Below are 16,058 nucleotides of genomic sequence, written 5' to 3'. Positions count from 1 at the left end.
AGTCATACTTAATAATTGCTTCGAAAACAAACATTAAGATACTGATTCTTAAGGGATTATCCAAACTTAAACACTGCTTATTCTTCTCATTTTCAACATTATAAGTCAAAACTTAACGAACTATTGTAATTAGGAATTAAAAATTAAAATAAAATACGGTATTGAGAGTTATGAGGATCTCAGATCTAGTATCTCATTTCTCATATCTAAATTAAAAGGAGATAAAATTATGCATGACGGATGCGCAGGAAGTTTCGAGAATGGAAAACAAGTAGTTGACAAAGTAAGAATGATGGGTTTTGCTCAGCAATTAATGCCAATGCCTTTGGATATTGAATGTCATGGCTGTAAAGAAACCTTCACCATGGAAGAATTCGAAGGACATTGTCCGAAATGTGATATGGTACACGGTGTAACGCCTTGTCACGCTTTTGATCCGAACAACATTATGGCGGCAGGTATCGGCTATTAATTTGATTGGTAGGGACACGCCATGGCGTGTCTGTTCATTAGATCCCAACAGAGCAATTGCTCTGTTGGGATTTTTCATTTTCAGACAGCCTTCCAGGTGCGTTTTCGCAATCCGATCGGCATAATAAACCCTCAATTCTTCGACTTCGGGATACCTCAACCTATCCTTCTCCTGAATGAGAAGAGAACACATCTCCAAATCAGCACAAATCAGAAACTCCCTTTCTCCTTTAGGAGAAGGGGTTGGGGGATGAGGTGTTTTGTTTTGCCAATACAGCACCAAAACGAACTTTATTTTTAACTTTTTCTTATTCTTCCACAATACATTTTTCCCTATCTTCAGCTACTGCAAAAATTAACTGCAACATGAAGAAACGGCTTATCATATTATCGGATTTGTGGGGATTTGAAGAGGCGGTATGGATGCATTCTTATCAAAAGATATTGAATCCGTACTTCGAAATAGAATACTTCGATTCCCGTAAGTTGGTTGATCTTGATTTGTCGGATAATTCGGAAGGACGGCTTCATGCCAGGTTTGTAAACGGAGGAATTGATCGTGGAGTGTACAAACTTGGCCTGCAGGAGAAAGAGACCATTATTGTTCTTGCTTTTAGTGTAGGAGGGGTAATTGCATGGAAAGCCGGGCTGAAAGGTCTTAATATCTCCACTCTTTATGCTATCTCATCAACTCGGTTGAGATATGAAAAGGAAAAGCCGGACTGTAAGTGTGTCCTTTATTTCGGAGCCAACGATCGATACAAACCAGATGCAAAATGGTTTCAGGATTTGAATCTTGATTTTAATTTAATAGAAGATAAAGAGCATGAAATGTATAGGGAAGAAGATTTCGCAGAAAGCCTTTGTCAAAAAATAATAAAAGAACAAACCGAAGCCGGAAACCAGTTAATAAATTGATTAAACAGTAGAGTTGTAATACGAATATTATTAAAAAAAATATCATGGAAAATAAAGAATATTCTAAAATTTACCGAATTATTCATTGGGCAATAGCTGTTTCTTTTTTACTGTTGTTAGCAACTATATTTTTGAGATCAACTTGGTTGAATAAAAATAATGTGGCAGATATTATACAAAATTATTTGGTGAGTATTGATCTGTCTTTATCGCATGACCAGCTCATTCGTTTAGCAAAACAAATACGACAACCAATGTGGAATTGGCATTTGTACATTGGATATGTATTGGTTGGGTTATTTGCGGTTCGTTTCACGATTCCATTTTTTGGACAAATGAAAATTCAAAATCCACGGGATAAAAATTTATCAGTAAAAGAGAAAATTCAAAAATGGACGTACATCATTTTTTATGTATGTGTATTGATTTCATTAATTACCGGAATTTTTATAGAATGGGGACCGAAAAGTTTGAAAAAATCAATGGAAGGAATACATGTACTTTCTAATTATTACTTGATTCCTTTTATCGCAATTCATTTGGCAGGGGTTTTAATTGAGGAAGTTACGAGTAAAAAAGGAACCGTTTCGAGAATAATAGGAGGATTGAAAGGTTAGAACCGCATTGGTAAAATTGACAAAGATGAATAAGGAACACATTATAGGCAGAACCGTAGAATTTGTAAAACAAACACTTGCCGATGCTGAAGGCGGGCACGATTGGTGGCACATCTATCGGGTTTGGAAATCGGCAAAAGAGTTGGCTAAGACAGAAAAGGTAGATTTGTTTGTGATAGAGCTGGGTGCTTTGCTTCACGACATTGCCGATTCTAAATTTTACGATGGAGATGAGGAAATTGGCCCGCGTTTGGCCAGAGAATTTCTTTGCTCCCTTTCGGTGGATGAGCAAACCATTCTTCATGTAGAGAACATCATTACCAACATCTCGTTTAAAGGAGGCAGGGAAGTTCAGAAATTTAAATCGCCGGAGCTGGATGTGGTGCAGGATGCCGACCGGATGGATGCCATTGGCGCCATAGGCATTGCCCGGACTTTTAACTACGGCGGGCATAAAAACCGCGAAATATACAACCCAGGCATTCCTCCCAACCTAAACATGACGAAAGAGGAATACAAAAACAGCGATGCGCCAACCATCAATCACTTCTACGAAAAATTGCTTTTGTTAAAAGATAGAATGAACACAAATGCAGGTAAAGCGATGGCCGAAAAACGCCATGCTTTTATGCAGGTATATCTTAATCACTTTTATCAGGAGTGGGAAGGGAAATAAGTTCCAAGGAGAAAGGCAAAAGTCCGTCAGTGGTTTTCATTCCTTACGTTGACTGGAAAGTCGAGAACTCGAAGGGTCAAACAGTCCAACAGTCAAGAAGAAGCCAATTTACTAGTTCTCCCATCTTGAGGGGAGATCCCGACAGGGAGAGGGGTGCTTTGAAAGTTAAAGAGTCTTGAAGAGTCAAACAGTTCAATAGTCGAAAAATACAAAATGGAAGTGTGGATTATTTTCAATTGCTTTAGCTGTTGCATTGTTTTGGAAAGTCTTGAAAAGTCAAAGAGTTGCCGTTGCAGAGTATGGCATAACTCACCTAAATCATAGCCGGTTCCTCCAATTTCAGTCCTGACTCACATGCAAAGCCTGTTTTTGTGCCGAATTACCCTTCACTTCATTAGAAATGATCGATTCTCACATTGCTTGCAGCCTTTTCTCTAAAGAAAAGGCCAGAAATGAACTCGTATTTGCATTGCCGAAGAGAAAATGGACAGTTTGACATGCTCACAAGCCCTTTTTTATAAGGAAATATCCGAATTTGCATTAAAATGAATACCGCCGAAGAGAATTTGATCATATTAACATTCAATTCGCCCATTTCACATCAGAATTGCTCACAATTACATTCAAATCGTTCATTGCCGAAGAGAAAACGCTCAAATTTGCACAAACGAGTTCATTTTTAATCAGAAATCTGCCAATTTGTCCTTCACTTATCAATGCCGAAGAGGAATTGCTTGCATTGGTACTGAAATGCACAATGCCGAAGAGGAATCGCTTGCATTGGTACTGAAATGCACAATGCCGAAGAAGAATTACTTGCATAAATCTATTTGTGCTTGAATCACGAAGAGTAATCCCTTCAATTTTCCATTCAATACTTGGTTGCATCCTAAACTTTATGAACAGCATCGAACTATTGATTATAATTTGCTGGATTTGGGTTTGTGGAACGGGAATGGGTGTTGTTGCTCTATATTTTTGGCCTCAAATGACCTCGACTAAATATTTGAAATTCGTAAAGATAGATTATGAAGAACAAATAAGAAATAAAGACTTCAAGTTGCTAAGAAAACTTGCAGGTGAACGTATTGGCGAGAAATATGCAGAGCTGGATAATTAAGATTTCAAAAGTGTGGGGTTTGCAATTTTCTACCTTAGGCATCGGGAGCCCAATAAATTTCAGAAAGACAATCAGACTCAAAAAAAAAGTATAACTTGATTGCAATTGATTTAGGGTTTTAGACAAATTACTGTTAGCTGTACTATAAATAAGAGAATATGATTGAGATCTATTATAAGAATAATGCGATACAGAAATATAAATCGATTGATGAAATTGAATATTTACCAGACAATATATTCAGTATCCGGTTTATTGATTTTAGGAATTCAGATTTGGAACTGATTTCTGAAAAGTTTGATCTTGATTTAACTTCTTTCAGTAAAAAAGAGGATATCGAAATAAGTTCCCATTATATCGATTCACCTGACCAGTTGTCTTTAAACTTTACGATTCCAAGCTATTCTTCCAGTGATTTTTTTGTGGAAAAAGACATTTCCTTTCTGATTAAAAACGAAATTGTATTTACATTTCTTTCACCCGATATAGAAGATAGCTTGAATCAATTAACACAATCTATTTATAATTTTGAGAACACAAAAATTGACACCTATCATCAACTTTTCATTTTTCAAATAGGGGTAATCTCCGATTACTATGCTGATATTGTCGAGCTGATTTCAAAAAAAATCAGAGACCTTTTCCAAAATACGCTCAAATAGAAACAATTCAAGGAAAATGACTTGGATTACATTGCCGGATTAAGATTCAATAATCTTCTTATTCGGGAATCCCTTTCCGAGTTTCAAAGGATTCTTCTTCTTTTAAAAAAGAGCTATAAAAATAAGAACCACACATCCATTAAAATTAGTGAAGAACTAAACGATCTTAGAGTAATAGCAGATTATTTGCAATACAATTTTAATAGATTGGATGATTTGCATGGGAATATAAATTCGAAGATAGAATTGGAACAAAATAAGATTTTTAAAATTCTTACCATCATTACAGTATGCATATCACTGCCTACTTTAATTGCAGGTGTATATGGAATGAATTTTAAATACATGCCGGAGTTGGAATGGGATTTCGGATATCCATTTACTGTTCTGGGTTTAATTGTGAGTTTTATTATCCCATTAGTCTATTTTAAAAGAAAGAAATGGTTTTAAAATCGTATCGAACGAATAACAATACAATCAATAATACTTAAGAATATAAGCAAGTAGATTATAGCTTATAAGACAAATTAGCCTTATTCCAACAAACTTAATCATGACAAATAAAATCAAAATTACAATCGCATTTCTCTGCCTTGCGGCAGGAGTAACTTATCATTTTTATTTCCAGGGCAGGATTGTTATAATCGACGAAGAAATTACGGATTTTCTTTCGGGTTTTTTAAGTGGTGTAGGAGTAAGTATCCTGCTTGTCAGTATTTTCAGGAAGGATAAAAAACAGCTTGCATCAGGTTCTGAGCAGTAAGAAGTAAATAAAAAAGATTGACCTAACAACAACGCGCAAATGGAAAAATCAGTAAACAAAGGAGTTCAGGAATTTATAGACAAAACGGGAGCAAGTGATCCTATAAAGCATCAGATTTTACTTGAGCTGCGTAAGATTGTTTTTGAGAATTTCCCTGATGTTAAGGAACGAATGATGTATGGTGGCATCATGTTTTCTCTTGACGACGATTTTGGAGGTGTGTTCGTATATAAGAATCATGTTTCTTTTGAGTTTGGTAATGGATTCTTATTTCAGGACCCTGAAAAGCTGCTGGAAGGAAATGGTAAATATCGCCGCCATGTAAAAATCAAATGCCTTGATGAGGTGAAAACAAAGAAGCTTGATTTTTTTGTGAAACAATCTCAAATCGACGAACAATAAATGTTGCAAGAGGGTGTCCGAAAAGTAAAGTTTTATTTGAAAATGTCATGTTGAGCGAAGTCGAAACATCTGTTATTCAAAGATAAAGATTCTTCGTCCCGATTCATCGGGATCAGAATGACAATAAGATTGACCTTTTTGGACACCCTCTTTTTTATTTCACCTGATTTCTCCAGCTAAGATCACAAGCTTCGTTTAAAATTGTATAAACATCATATTCGGTAAGGCTGGTTTGATTGATTATTTGATCGCGGAAATTATCGGCATACATGTTCATATAACTAAAATCGGCTCCTGAGCCCAACAGATTTCGGGCATAAGGAGTAAATAATTTTACAAGCTCATCCAAAACTTCTTGTCTGGTAGATTGCTTGTTTAGTACGGATAAATTATTCATAATTTATTGTTTTTTATAAGAAAACATTTTGCGGTAGCAGCGTTTGCGTTTGTGCTGAATGTGATCGAATGATTTCCAAAGCTGAATAGCTACATGATTGTTCTCAAGCATTCCGGTTGTTTCCGCAAATTTTAGTCCGTCACTATTTGATGTTTTTAGCAATTCATTCATCAATATGGATACGAATCCCAGTTTTTGGCAGTCGTGATCTACACCAGTCAGCATCAAATCCATTTCGGTAGGATGTTTAAGTGCCTTTTTCAGATGCCACCAGCCAAATGGTAATAATTTGCCCTTGGCTTTTTGCAGGGCTTTCGATAAGGAAGGCAAAGCAATAATGAATCCAACCAATTTGTCTTCTTTGCTTAAAATGATTTTAACGTATCGGGGATTCAGAATGGGAAAGTATTTTGAAATGTAGAAACGGATTAACTTTTCGGGGAGTTTAATAGAGCCAAACAAATCGGAGAAGGCATCGTTAAAAACCTTAAATATTTTTTCTTTGTAGGGTTCCAGCTCTTTTTTTGTTGTGAAGTTTACGGTTTGCAGATCATATCTTTTTTTGATTAGTTCGGCAACCCGGCTTGCTTTTTCCGGAGTTTCTTCCGGCAGACTGATTCTGAATTCCAACCAGTCAATTTCCTTCACGTAAGCCAACCTTTCGAAATGATTTTGATAGTAGGCAAAATGATAATCGGAAGCCATGGAAGGAAGCCATTCATGTCCTTCAATCAACAAACCGGCATGATCCAGGTTCGAAAATCCCAGCGGTCCGCTCACACCAATCATACCTTCACTTTTCAGCCATTCTTCAGCAACTGCAAAAAGTTTTTCGGAAACTTCATGGCTGTCAATAAATTCCATTCGGGTAATTCGGCCAATTTTCTCACCTTGTTTTTCGATACACAAGTGGTTTACAATGGCGCCTATTCGGCCAACTATTTTGCCATTTTTGTAAGCCAGCCAAAATTTAGCCTTGCAAAAATCAAAAGCGGGATTCTTTTCGGGCAGTAAGAGTTCCAGTTCGCCAGCTTTAAAAGGAGGTACCCAAAATTCATTATTCTTATACAATTTAAACGGAAAGTTAACGAATGCTTTGCGTTGATTTTGATTTTGAACTTCTACGATTTGGATACTCATAAAAAATATGTTTAGGCGAATTCAGCATCATCAATGATACTCCTTTCCCGAATAGATTTGTGGAAGGCTAAAAGTAAGGATTAATGACTGTAATACCTACTCGTGAAATTAAAGGGAAATTAAATTTAGAATGTTTATGCTTAAGATCAGCCCGGGTTTTTAGTTGTGACTGGTTCTTTGTTTTCTTGTAAACACCCAGGCACCAATAATTGCTGTGAAAGGAGCAACCAGCACCAATCCAAAACTACCGACCAATGTGTGCAGTATTTCACCTGAAACGTAATTTAGGTTCAGGATATTAATCATTGGGGTTCCGTGTGCAATGCTAATTATATTTTTGGCATATTCTAATATTATTGTAAATTGGTGAATAGTTGTGATAAAAGGTCAAAAAGATATGATAAAAGCAATTTAGAGGGTGTTTTTAGAGGTGAATAAAAAACACTATGAATAATTGAGAATATAATTGAATATAGATAATAGAGACTAGAGTCTTGGGTGTCTTTAAAGTGCCAAGGCATAATTAAAAGATAAATTACATATGCAAAATTTAGTAAATATTCATGGGGTTAAGATTCTAAGTAAAGTGGAACAAAGAAAAATTAGTGGTGGACAGCCAGTATTAAAATCGTGTGGACCTGAGGGAGAATGCCCTTCTGGTTTTTGTTGTCGAGGTGGAGCCTGTATTGATGATACTCCTGTAAATGGAACTATTCCTGCATGCGATCCGATGTAGAAATTAACATCAAAATCCTGCTTAACTTGTAATTATACGTTTAAATTGAAGTCCTTCGCTTCAATATAGAACCCATAAGTATTTCAAAGTAATATAAGTTTTCTCCAACCTTTGAATTTAATGAGTTATAGAAGCAGAGTAATAGAAATTAATTCGTTAAGAGACTGTTTTTTATTTGAGAGAAATGGTCTCTTGTTTTTTTCTTGTAAACACCCAGGCACCAATAATTGCTGTAAAAGGGGCAACAAGCACCAATCCAAAACTCCCGACCAATGTGTGCAGTATTTCACCTGAAACGTAATTTAGGTTCAGGATATTAATCATTGGGGTTCCTTGTGCAATAAATACCATTAATAAAGCTGAAAATCCGCCTGAATAGGCTAGAAGCAGAGTTGTTGTCATTGTTCCTACAACGGCTTTTCCTACCGAGAAACCTGATTTCCGTAACTGTTTGGCTGTAATGCTGTTGTTTTGTTGGTACACTTCAGCCTGCGAAGCGGCAATATCCATAGCAATATCCATTACGGCTCCTGATGAGGAGATGAAAATCCCGGCCAGAAAAATTTCGGTTAAGTTTAGATATGAATAGCCCGAATAGAGCAAGGTTTCGGAAAATGGTTTAATGGCACCATGAATATTGAATAGTTTTCCAAAGAGTATGGCCATGATACAGGTGACAGCGATACCACTCATGGCTCCGAAAAAGGCCACAAGCCCTTTTCTATTGGTTCCGGCTACCAAAAAGATGATTACAGAGGTAAGCAAAGCAACGATACCCAGCGAGAGAGGGATTGGGGCATAACCTTTAAGTAATCCGGGCAATAGTAATTTCCAAATAGTGATTCCGGCAAAAAGAAACGAAAGCATTGCCTTTACACCGGTCCATCCTGCAAAGGAAACCAGAAAAAGAACAAATAATCCAAGTAAGAAAGCTTCCAGATTAATTCTGTAATGATCGATTACATTGGCGCTGATTATTTCAGATTTATCCTGATTAAAATTAAGAACCGTGAGTGTTTTATCACCGGGAAAAAAATATTTATCGAATTCCATTCTTCCAATCAACTGATTAAAGGCAGTCAGTTCTTTTCCTTTGAATTTCCCGTTTAATATTTTAATCTGAACTGTTTGCGATCCTGTTTTTAGAATTCCGGTTTCTACAACAAGAGAATTATCTGTTGCTAAAACCAAGGCTTTTACACGTTCTGAATTTTCATAATTATTCTCAGAAAATCCTGTGGGAAGATATAGTATAACTGTACTTAAAATCAGAAGCAAACCAACCAATATAAGATCTGATTTTTGAGGAAGCTGGAATTTGAACATAGTTGTAAAGGTATTGAAAAGTTGAAAGTTTTGAGGAGTCTTGAATGGTTGAAAGGTGAAATAACCATGGACTTTTCGGCTTGATAAAAAAACGCCCTGCTAAGCTGCAGGGCGTTTCATATCTATTTCAGATTTTATTTGTTTTCAATCAGTTTCATCAGGTTTTTAGGAATGTCGGTATTGTCAAAAAAACCAGTAAACAAACTTGCTCCGGTACCAATTGAGCGAATAGGTATTGGTGAAGCCGTGTGCGAATAAGATGTCCAGCCGATACCTGCTTTGTGCGATAGAATATGGCAAGCAGTTACGGTAAATGGATCGTAACTTCCGTACAGCAAATAGAACTGATCATTTTTTGTCATTTCATCAGCATAAGTCATACTCTTTTCAAAGGCATCTTTCAATTGCTGCATTTCAAATGGTGATAATTGAAGACCTTTTGATGCATCACCCAGACCAAAATGTTCTTTTACCAGTTCCAAACCATCAGCAACGCTGTAATTATCTGCATGTTCTTGTTTGTACAAAGCTAATTTATCTGAAAAAGCCTCGTAAGATATGTTTTGGTATTGAAGTAAATTAAAAGACGAGTCGTAATGACTGCCGGCAAATCCCAATGCCAAACCTCCAGTTTCGTGATCGCCGCAAACAAGAATTAATGTTTCTTCAGGATGTTTATTGTAGAATTCCATTGCTGTTGCCACAGCTTTATCGAATTGTAATACTTCTTTTATTACCGAAGCAGCATCGTTGGCATGACTTGCCCAGTCAATTTTTCCTCCTTCAACCATCATGAAAAAGCCATTGCTGTTATCTAAAAGCTGAATGCCTTTTTCGGTAAAATCGGCCAATGAAATATCCGCTCCGTTTTTCTGATCTATTGAATAGGGAAGGGCAGAGCCTGCGGCTAATTTGGGGGCAATAGCAATAATTTTATCATCTCCTTTTTTTAGCTTTTTAAAATCATGAACCGTATTTACAAAAGTATATCCTCTCGATTCAGCAACTTTCATAGAGTTAGGTTCTTTATCTTTAATATCTTCAGATGCTCCCATTCCAAAATTCGACAGGGAACTTTCTTTTGTTGTTTTGCCATCTCCTTCAGGGTGCTTAAACCCACCACCAGCAAAATAATTGAAATCGCTTTTACTTAAATCCAGGCTGATTTTATAATACATGTTTCGGGTAGGCTGATGAGCATAGAAAGTTGCCGGTGTAGCATGATCGATAGAAACCGATGATACAATTCCAACTTTATAGCCTTTTTCTTTTGCCATTTCAGCAATGGTTTTTAATGGCTGCAATCTTTGTGCATCCATCGAAATGGTGTTAATTGTAGTTTTATGTCCGGTAGCCAGTGCAGTACCTGCAGCGGCAGAACCTGTAATGAATCGGTTGAGTGCGTAGGTGGTATAAAATCCTTGATTAGGAAGAGTACTCAACTGTAATTTTTTAATGCCGTTCCCGTTTTCCAAAGATCCCAAATAGGCTTCTGCCGCATTGGTTTGCGATAAGCCCATACCATCGCCTATAAAATAGAAAATATATTTGGGCGCTTTACTTTTGTAAGAATCTCTTTTGCTGGGTTGAGCAATGCTGTTAAAGGAAATCAGCAGTAATGCAATGGCAAGAATTTGTTTCAAGTTGATCTTGGTTTGTAACATTTTATTTTGTTTAAATTTTACCAAATCTACTAATTAAATATTATTCGTAATGAGTTTAAATAGTTAATTTGATATTAATTTATAGTCGTGTTGTTTTTAAAAATCCCTGAGGTTTTCTTTGTTTCTGGAATTAAATAAATCTTTTCCTTCCGGCGTATAAAGAAAATCAATTTGTTCTTTAAAAAAGTCAATAACTTTGCTGCGAACCACTTTCATGGTAGAGTTTAGCAACTTATTTTCTTCGGTAAAAGCTTCGGGTAAAATTCCAATTGCTGTTGGCAGCCATCTGTGAGGAAACATGTCTTCGTGTTTTCCTCCCGGACGATACTCATTTAGATCGTTTTGTATTAATTCCAAAGCTGCTGTTTGTCCTTCCTCCGATTCCAAAGTAAGATGGAGTGGTTTTAATCGAGCCAGAACAGCCCCTTTGTTGGGAACCACCAGTGCAATGGTATAAGGATTTTGGTTGTTGTAAAGTATACACTGATCAAGTAATGGTGATTGATCCACAAATGCTTCTTCAATTCCTTCAGGGCTAAATTTTTCACCGTCATTGGCAATCAAAAGAGATTTGAAGCGACCCAGTACATAAAGAAAACCATCCTGATCTACATAGCCCATATCGCCGGTATGCAACCAGCCGTCACGAAGAGTTTCAGCAGAGGCTTTATCGTTTTTCCAGTAGCCTTTCATTACATTACCGCCTTTGATCACAATTTCGCCTTTTTCGCCAACAGGAACTGTGTTCCCATTGTCGTCGCAGATTTTTAAATCCATATTGGGAACAATAAAGCCCGATGATCCTAATTTATGATTGTGGTGGGCATTGGAAGAAATAATCGGCGAAGCTTCAGATAATCCATAACCTTGATACATTGGAATTCCAATTGCGTAAAAGAAGCGCTGCAGTTCAATGTCTAACAGAGCACCTCCGCCTACAAAGAATTTTAAATTGCCGCCAAAATTCTCTCTCACTTTCGAAAAAAGTATTTTGTCATAGAACATGTATATCGGCTTTAGAAACATACGTGTTCCTTTTCCTTTATTCCAGCCGGCATCATTGTATTTGTAGGCTACTTCAAGAGCCTTATTAAAAAGTTTCTCGGCCTTGGGGCCTTTGGCTTTAATTCCTTTTTCGATATTTTTTTTGAAATTTTTAGCCAGAGCAGGAACACTTAAAATAATGTCGGGCTTAATTTCTTTGATATTATTGGGGATATTCTTTAATGCCTCCATAGGCGATTTACCTTGCTGAACAGCAGCAATCGAAGCACCTTTTAGCATGAAGCTGTAAATTCCCGCCGTGTGTGCAAATGAATGATCCCAAGGGAGTATTAACAAGGTTTTAAAGCTGGCAGGAATTTCCATCAAATTCGATGCCTGATACACATTACTCGCGTAGTTGTTGTGTGTAAGAATTATTCCTTTCGGATCGGCAGTCGTTCCGGAAGTGTAGGAGATGTTTGCATCATCATCTGCCGCAATGTTTTTTTGAATCTCTTTAAGTTTGGATTTATCATTTTCAGATAACTCTTCACCCATTTTCAGTAGTTGAGAAAGTGAAATTTCCTTCTCCTGAAGCTCAATATTTTTATCAAGAACAATTATGGTTTCAATATTTTCCAATTGGTCTTTAATTGATCTGATTTTTTCGAGATGATTGTTTGAAACAACAACAATACGGGCTTCCGAATGATTTAGGCGAAATTTAAGTTCATTTTGAGCATCCAGCTTTACAGATAAAGGAACATTTACCGCACCGGCAAATAAAATTCCAAGCTCGGAGAGCACCCATGCATTTCTCCCTTCGGAAAGAAGCCCGATTCGATCTGCTTTTTGAATCCCTAAAGAAAACAAGCCGGCCGCAAATAGCTGCACCTCGTCGTATAGTGATTGGTAACTAACAGATTGATAGTCTGAATTGGCTTTCTCCCAAAGAAAAGGATTTTCACCAAACAGATCAACGCTGTTCTCAAAGAGTTGTATGATAGTTTTCATTTACTTCTATATTGTAAGAATGCTCTTGATTTTAACGAGTTTCAAAAATAGCTGATTAGCCCGTTTTAAACAAGCTGTACGTATTAAAAAATTGTGAATGTATTTTAGTGCAGCTGCTTTAATATGTAAATAGCTAAAAACCTGCAAAAACTCCTTGATTTTCGTGTGAAGAATATCTAATTTCCCACTCGTTTTATTGAATGAAATTAATAAATGTTTTTTCTGAATCTTTTTCACCCAAAAGCGGGTTTTAGTTGTCTTTAAAGAAAGGATAATTAATAAATTACGACACAAACAACAACAACATACATAAGCCTAAACTAAATGAGTAATCTGGAAAAATATTTTAAAAAGTTTCGTAAAAATACGATTGGTCACGATGCCAGCTTTTATTCCCCATTCGGAAAGCAAAGAATTATTTACGGCGATTGGATTGCAAGTGGTCGCTTATATGCACCCATTGAAAAGAAAATAGCGGAAGAATTTGGTCCGTATGTAGCAAACACGCATACTGAAACGAACGAAACAGGTACTTTAATGACTCAATCCTATCGTCGGGCTCAAGAGTTGATTAAAAAGCATGTAAATGCAGATTCTGATGATGTAATTATTCATGCCGGTTTCGGAATGACTGCGGTTATTAATAAGCTGCAGAGGATTTTAGGTTTGAAAGGTTGTGGAATTTTAGGACGACATGCCTGTCAGAAAGAAAGAGAAAAACCAGTTGTGTTTATTACACATATGGAGCATCACTCCAATCAAACTTCATGGTACGAAACCAATGTTGATGTAGTTGTGATTCCTCCAGGGAATGATTTGACTATTGATCTGAACGAGTTGAGAAATCAGTTGGAGAAATACAAGGAACGTAAAATGAAAATCGGATCCTTTACAGCTTGCTCTAATGTTACCGGTATTGCGACTCCATTTCATCAAATGGCTAAATTAATGCACGAATTTGGTGGGATTTGTTTTATTGATTTTGCTGCTTCAGCACCCTACGTTGATATTAACATGCATCCTGAAGATGAATTGCAAAAATTGGATGGGATTTTCTTTTCACCCCATAAATTTTTAGGCGGTCCGGGTTCTTCCGGGGTAATGATTTTCGATTCGAAGCTATACAAAAATGAGGTTCCCGATAATCCGGGCGGAGGAACAGTAGATTGGACCAATCCATGGGGGAAATACAAATACGTTGATAGTATTGAAGCCCGTGAAGATGGCGGAACACCTGGATTTCTGCAGTCGATTCGAATTGCTTTGGCAATTGAAGTGAAAAATCAGATGGGTACTAAAAATATTGCTGCAAGAGAAGAAGAGCTTCTCCATTTGGCATTCGAGCGTTTAAAAGCAGTTAAAGACGTACATGTACTTGCCGAGAATATAAAGTCACGTTTGGGAATATTGTCTTTTTATGTAGAGTACATTCATTACAACCTTTTGGTAAAACTGTTGAACGACCGTTTTGGAATTCAAGTACGCGGCGGTTGCGCCTGTGCAGGAACCTATGGTCATTATCTGTTGGAGGTAAGTCAGGAACAGTCTGATGCGATCACAAGTGAAATTACATCAGGCGATTTAACTCACAAACCAGGATGGGTACGTTGGTCTCTGCATCCTACAACAACAAATAAAGAGGTTTTGTTTTTTATTGATAGTCTGGAAAAAATTGTGGAGAATTTCGAAGACTGGAAAAATGATTATTCTTACAATCGCAAAACAAATGAGTTTTTCTATAGTGGAAATCAAGAAGTCAAGAAAAAGATTGTTGTTAATGATTTATTCAAATTCTAATAAATTTGTCTCTTCTTTATAGATATGATTTTAATCCTGAGAATTTCTTTTCAGGATTTTTTTATATTTTTGATTTGAATAAAAAATAAAGATAAGCGTGTACGATATTATAGGAGATGTTCATGGTGAGGCTGCAACATTGCAGCATATGTTGCTTAGTCTGGGCTATATTGAAGGGGAGGAAGGATATTTTCATCCTGAAAGAAAAGCTGTTTTTGTTGGAGATTATGTGGATAGGGGACCCCATATTTTTGAGACACTCAGAATAATCCGGGAAATGGTTACTGCCGGTAATGCTTTTGCTATAGTGGGAAATCACGAACTGAATGTACTTACTTATTATACCAAAGATAATGATGGTCTGTTTTTAAAAGGGCATAATCTGAAAAACAAAACTCAAATTAAAAAGACCTACGAAGAGTTTAAATTGGATAAGGTGAAACGAAAATCTTATCTGAAATGGTTGCGGTCATTGCCTTTGTATTTGGAGTTGGATGGATTTCGTGTTGTTCATGCTTGCTGGGATCAGGAAGCGATAGAGCTTCTGAAAAAGGAAAACCCTGAAAATTGTTTAAGTAAGGAGTTTTTAAGAAAAATAAATTTTGAAAGAGGCAAAGTATTTGATGCTGCCATGCTTCTGTTAAAAGGGAGAGAGTTTGCGTTTCCTGATAATTTGGTGCTGAAGGATGATTATGGTTTTAAACGTTCAGCTTATCGGATTAAATGGTGGGAGCCGATGAATGGGAAAAGTTTTGATGAGATTTCATTTGGAAACAGATTTCGCTTGCCCCAATACACCATTCCATCTCAACTCTACTTTGATATTCCACTTTACTCCGAAGATGAATATCCGGTATTTTTTGGACATTATTGTTTGGGAGATAAAGCAGGTGTTGTTCGTAGTAATTTATGCTGCGTGGATGGTTGCATTGCTAATGACGGCGTTTTTGTTGCCTATCGTTGGGATAATACACTTCCATTGAGTCAGAAGAATATTGTTTCGGTAAAAAAAGTTAAGAAATCTTTGGTGAAGTAGACAGAATATTGCTCTCTATTTGTTTTGTTTTTTCTTCCAGTAAATCAGAAATAAAATTCCGGAGAAGGAAAGGGGAATAAACAGGAGTAAAACCATCCAACTATTGGAATCAATAAATGCATAAAGAGTGATTAAAATACTGCTGATTACTAGCAGTAAACCACCCAGTCCAACTTTCCGGAAAGAGATTAGAAAGCCACAGCCATAGGCAATCGAAAGTAGATAAAAGAGCAATGTCCATCCTTCATTGCCAGCAGTTTCCTTACTTAATAAGGCAATAAATTCAGGCACCATAAATAGCATGAAGATACCTGTAATCAGGAATCCGATAATTC

19 protein-coding genes and 1 pseudogene are annotated in these 16,058 nt (G+C 36.6%); 12 read left to right on the top strand and 8 right to left on the bottom strand.

Annotation, left to right across the window (positions count from 1 at the left end; genetic code table 11):
• The first annotated feature begins 229 nt into the window (after positions 1 to 229).
• The 4 genes from BZG01_RS03790 (at position 230) to BZG01_RS03775 (ending at position 2,682) form a co-directional block, all read left to right on the top strand.
• A complete protein-coding gene (locus BZG01_RS03790) occupies positions 230 to 472 on the top strand; it encodes a hypothetical protein (protein WP_101308493.1) in 243 nt (80 codons plus the stop codon).
• 365 nt (positions 473 to 837) lie between these two features.
• Entirely contained in the window at positions 838 to 1,389 is a 552-nt protein-coding gene (locus BZG01_RS03785) for an alpha/beta hydrolase (RefSeq protein ID WP_101308492.1), read from the top strand.
• A gap of 44 nt (positions 1,390 to 1,433) precedes the next feature.
• A complete protein-coding gene (locus tag BZG01_RS03780; RefSeq protein ID WP_101308491.1) occupies positions 1,434 to 2,006 on the top strand; it encodes a cytochrome b/b6 domain-containing protein in 573 nt (190 codons plus the stop codon).
• A gap of 25 nt (positions 2,007 to 2,031) precedes the next feature.
• Complete coding sequence (locus BZG01_RS03775; RefSeq protein ID WP_101308490.1) at positions 2,032 to 2,682, top strand: HD domain-containing protein; 651 nt, start codon at positions 2,032 to 2,034, stop codon at positions 2,680 to 2,682.
• A gap of 582 nt (positions 2,683 to 3,264) precedes the next feature.
• Here BZG01_RS03775 and BZG01_RS03765 read toward each other — a convergent pair.
• On the bottom strand, positions 3,265 to 3,570 hold the full coding sequence (locus BZG01_RS03765) for a hypothetical protein (RefSeq protein WP_101308488.1): 306 nt from the start codon (positions 3,568 to 3,570) through the stop codon (positions 3,265 to 3,267).
• A gap of 10 nt (positions 3,571 to 3,580) precedes the next feature.
• Between BZG01_RS03765 and BZG01_RS21375 the strand changes: the two genes are divergently transcribed.
• The 5 genes and pseudogenes from BZG01_RS21375 to BZG01_RS03750 all read left to right on the top strand — a co-directional run bounded on the left by BZG01_RS21375 (position 3,581) and on the right by BZG01_RS03750 (position 5,629).
• On the top strand, positions 3,581 to 3,802 hold the full coding sequence (locus BZG01_RS21375; protein WP_143470822.1) for a hypothetical protein: 222 nt from the start codon (positions 3,581 to 3,583) through the stop codon (positions 3,800 to 3,802).
• 158 nt (positions 3,803 to 3,960) lie between these two features.
• Positions 3,961 to 4,464 carry a magnesium transporter CorA family protein gene (locus BZG01_RS22070; RefSeq protein WP_218972997.1) on the top strand — a complete coding sequence of 168 codons (504 nt, stop codon included), beginning with the start codon at positions 3,961 to 3,963 and terminating at the stop codon, positions 4,462 to 4,464.
• Positions 4,465 to 4,479: 15 nt separating this feature from the next.
• Positions 4,480 to 4,914: pseudogene (locus tag BZG01_RS22065) on the top strand (CorA family divalent cation transporter); the annotation flags it as partial.
• Between the two features lie 103 nt (positions 4,915 to 5,017).
• Positions 5,018 to 5,227 carry a hypothetical protein gene (locus tag BZG01_RS03755; protein ID WP_101308487.1) on the top strand — a complete coding sequence of 70 codons (210 nt, stop codon included), beginning with the start codon at positions 5,018 to 5,020 and terminating at the stop codon, positions 5,225 to 5,227.
• A 39-nt stretch (positions 5,228 to 5,266) separates the two neighbouring features.
• The gene (locus BZG01_RS03750; protein ID WP_101308486.1) at positions 5,267 to 5,629 is read left to right on the top strand and encodes a DUF1801 domain-containing protein; all 363 of its coding nucleotides are present in this window, start codon (positions 5,267 to 5,269) and stop codon (positions 5,627 to 5,629) included.
• Between the two features lie 154 nt (positions 5,630 to 5,783).
• Here the strand turns inward: BZG01_RS03750 and BZG01_RS03745 are convergent, their stop codons facing one another.
• From BZG01_RS03745 to BZG01_RS03735, 3 genes are all read right to left on the bottom strand, one after another.
• The gene (locus BZG01_RS03745) at positions 5,784 to 6,026 is read right to left on the bottom strand and encodes a hypothetical protein (protein ID WP_101308485.1); all 243 of its coding nucleotides are present in this window, start codon (positions 6,024 to 6,026) and stop codon (positions 5,784 to 5,786) included.
• A gap of 3 nt (positions 6,027 to 6,029) precedes the next feature.
• Positions 6,030 to 7,166 carry a hypothetical protein gene (locus BZG01_RS03740; RefSeq protein ID WP_101308484.1) on the bottom strand — a complete coding sequence of 379 codons (1,137 nt, stop codon included), beginning with the start codon at positions 7,164 to 7,166 and terminating at the stop codon, positions 6,030 to 6,032.
• A gap of 159 nt (positions 7,167 to 7,325) precedes the next feature.
• Entirely contained in the window at positions 7,326 to 7,490 is a 165-nt protein-coding gene (locus BZG01_RS03735; RefSeq protein WP_281256412.1) for a YibE/F family protein, read from the bottom strand.
• A 217-nt stretch (positions 7,491 to 7,707) separates the two neighbouring features.
• Here BZG01_RS03735 and BZG01_RS03730 point away from each other — a divergent pair, with 217 nt between their 5' ends.
• A complete protein-coding gene (locus BZG01_RS03730) occupies positions 7,708 to 7,902 on the top strand; it encodes a hypothetical protein (RefSeq protein ID WP_101308482.1) in 195 nt (64 codons plus the stop codon).
• A 171-nt stretch (positions 7,903 to 8,073) separates the two neighbouring features.
• Here the strand turns inward: BZG01_RS03730 and BZG01_RS03725 are convergent, their stop codons facing one another.
• The 3 genes from BZG01_RS03725 to BZG01_RS03715 form a co-directional block, all read right to left on the bottom strand.
• The gene (locus BZG01_RS03725) at positions 8,074 to 9,228 is read right to left on the bottom strand and encodes a YibE/F family protein (protein ID WP_101308481.1); all 1,155 of its coding nucleotides are present in this window, start codon (positions 9,226 to 9,228) and stop codon (positions 8,074 to 8,076) included.
• Between the two features lie 134 nt (positions 9,229 to 9,362).
• The gene (locus tag BZG01_RS03720) at positions 9,363 to 10,892 is read right to left on the bottom strand and encodes an alkaline phosphatase (protein ID WP_101308480.1); all 1,530 of its coding nucleotides are present in this window, start codon (positions 10,890 to 10,892) and stop codon (positions 9,363 to 9,365) included.
• A gap of 96 nt (positions 10,893 to 10,988) precedes the next feature.
• On the bottom strand, positions 10,989 to 12,890 hold the full coding sequence (locus BZG01_RS03715; protein WP_101308479.1) for an AMP-dependent synthetase/ligase: 1,902 nt from the start codon (positions 12,888 to 12,890) through the stop codon (positions 10,989 to 10,991).
• Positions 12,891 to 13,214: 324 nt separating this feature from the next.
• On the opposite strand from BZG01_RS03715, the gene BZG01_RS03705 reads away from it, so the two are divergent.
• Positions 13,215 to 14,687, top strand: a complete 1,473-nt coding sequence (locus BZG01_RS03705) for an aminotransferase class V-fold PLP-dependent enzyme (protein ID WP_101308477.1) — start codon at positions 13,215 to 13,217, stop codon at positions 14,685 to 14,687.
• 97 nt (positions 14,688 to 14,784) lie between these two features.
• A complete protein-coding gene (locus BZG01_RS03700) occupies positions 14,785 to 15,723 on the top strand; it encodes a metallophosphoesterase (RefSeq protein WP_101308476.1) in 939 nt (312 codons plus the stop codon).
• A 15-nt stretch (positions 15,724 to 15,738) separates the two neighbouring features.
• Here the strand turns inward: BZG01_RS03700 and BZG01_RS03695 are convergent, their stop codons facing one another.
• On the bottom strand, positions 15,739 to 16,053 hold the full coding sequence (locus BZG01_RS03695) for a DUF7670 domain-containing protein (RefSeq protein ID WP_425436062.1): 315 nt from the start codon (positions 16,051 to 16,053) through the stop codon (positions 15,739 to 15,741).
• Positions 16,054 to 16,058 lie beyond the last annotated feature (5 nt).

The sequence above is a fragment of the Labilibaculum manganireducens genome, assembly GCF_002843385.1.
Taxonomy (GTDB): Bacteria; Bacteroidota; Bacteroidia; order Bacteroidales; family Marinifilaceae; genus Labilibaculum; species Labilibaculum manganireducens.
The sequence above is the reverse complement of the archived record's forward strand: the minus strand, read 5'-3'. Positions and strand labels throughout refer to the sequence as shown.

Excerpts from the sequence above, each read along its gene's own strand:
- BZG01_RS03780 (WP_101308491.1), top strand. The coding sequence starts at position 1,434 with ATGGAAAATAAAGAATATTCTAAAATTTACCGAATTATTCATTGGGCA.
- BZG01_RS03745 (WP_101308485.1), bottom strand. The coding sequence starts at position 6,026 with ATGAATAATTTATCCGTACTAAACAAGCAATCTACCAGACAAGAAGTT.
- BZG01_RS03725 (WP_101308481.1), bottom strand. The coding sequence starts at position 9,228 with ATGTTCAAATTCCAGCTTCCTCAAAAATCAGATCTTATATTGGTTGGT.
- BZG01_RS03785 (WP_101308492.1), top strand. The coding sequence starts at position 838 with ATGAAGAAACGGCTTATCATATTATCGGATTTGTGGGGATTTGAAGAG.
- BZG01_RS03705 (WP_101308477.1), top strand. The coding sequence starts at position 13,215 with ATGAGTAATCTGGAAAAATATTTTAAAAAGTTTCGTAAAAATACGATT.
- BZG01_RS03720 (WP_101308480.1), bottom strand. The coding sequence starts at position 10,892 with ATGTTACAAACCAAGATCAACTTGAAACAAATTCTTGCCATTGCATTA.
- BZG01_RS03730 (WP_101308482.1), top strand. The coding sequence starts at position 7,708 with ATGCAAAATTTAGTAAATATTCATGGGGTTAAGATTCTAAGTAAAGTG.
- BZG01_RS21375 (WP_143470822.1), top strand. The coding sequence starts at position 3,581 with ATGAACAGCATCGAACTATTGATTATAATTTGCTGGATTTGGGTTTGT.
- BZG01_RS22070 (WP_218972997.1), top strand. The coding sequence starts at position 3,961 with ATGATTGAGATCTATTATAAGAATAATGCGATACAGAAATATAAATCG.
- BZG01_RS03755 (WP_101308487.1), top strand. The coding sequence starts at position 5,018 with ATGACAAATAAAATCAAAATTACAATCGCATTTCTCTGCCTTGCGGCA.
- BZG01_RS03790 (WP_101308493.1), top strand. The coding sequence starts at position 230 with ATGCATGACGGATGCGCAGGAAGTTTCGAGAATGGAAAACAAGTAGTT.
- BZG01_RS03750 (WP_101308486.1), top strand. The coding sequence starts at position 5,267 with ATGGAAAAATCAGTAAACAAAGGAGTTCAGGAATTTATAGACAAAACG.
- BZG01_RS03740 (WP_101308484.1), bottom strand. The coding sequence starts at position 7,166 with ATGAGTATCCAAATCGTAGAAGTTCAAAATCAAAATCAACGCAAAGCA.
- BZG01_RS03715 (WP_101308479.1), bottom strand. The coding sequence starts at position 12,890 with ATGAAAACTATCATACAACTCTTTGAGAACAGCGTTGATCTGTTTGGT.
- BZG01_RS03765 (WP_101308488.1), bottom strand. The coding sequence starts at position 3,570 with ATGCAACCAAGTATTGAATGGAAAATTGAAGGGATTACTCTTCGTGAT.
- BZG01_RS03775 (WP_101308490.1), top strand. The coding sequence starts at position 2,032 with ATGAATAAGGAACACATTATAGGCAGAACCGTAGAATTTGTAAAACAA.